This is a genomic window from Mesorhizobium sp. M0854, assembly GCF_040319815.1.
Taxonomy (GTDB): domain Bacteria; phylum Pseudomonadota; class Alphaproteobacteria; order Rhizobiales; family Rhizobiaceae; genus Mesorhizobium.
The window spans coordinates 1-726 of the sequence record NZ_JAMYOL010000090.1; the positions used below are offsets into that span (position 1 = coordinate 1).

At 62.1% G+C, this 726-nt stretch carries 1 protein-coding gene; it reads right to left on the reverse strand.

The annotated features are described in order from the left end of the window. Window positions 1–279 (reverse strand): transposase (locus tag NKH99_RS32665; RefSeq protein WP_353017987.1); only part of this gene is annotated, 279 nt, incomplete at its 3' end. Window positions 280–726 lie beyond the last annotated feature (447 nt).

Here is a 726-nt window from a genome sequence, read left to right on the forward strand (position 1 = left end):
GAACCAGCGGAACAGGAGGTCGTATTCCAACCGTTCCATCAAAAGCCGCTCCGAGCGGATCGAATAGAACGCCTGCAAAAGCATCACCCGCAGCAGCTTCTCCGGCGGGATAGATGGCCGTCCGATCGGCGAATATAGCGCCGCGAACTCACGCTCCAGCCTCGACAGGGCTTCAGTCACGATCGTCCTGATAGCCCGCAATGGATGATTGCGCCGAACCCGGACCTCAAGGTCCACGTAGCTGAAAAGTTCGCCAGTTCGATCGTCGCCGCCGCGCACTCGCCACCTCCGAATCCCTTCGGAGCCAGTGAATCATTGCTGCGGTCCGGTGGCGAGGGCCTTTTTCAACAGCCTGCTAGGCCGTGACCCACGGTGACTGAACCGGCCGACATCGGCGCCGAGGTCTCGGCATTCCTCGCGCGCCTGGAGGCCGTAGTCCCCTAACATGATGCCGCCGTCCAGCCCGCCGACGATCACTCGCTGGCGCTCGGTCGGATCATAAATGCCGAGCACCCCGTTCCGAGACCACCTCTAACCGGCGTCATTCGATGCGGACGCGGAACCGGCCCGATTTTGCGGCGCAGAGCCAGAGGCGGCGAGGCGGCCGCCCAGGTCCCAGGCCGGTTGGCTCCAAATCGCGCTAGGGCCTGTTGATATTCATGATTCCCATTCTGGCTTGATCGTGATTCAAGCTTTGGATGGAACGATTCGTGCTGACGGACGCCC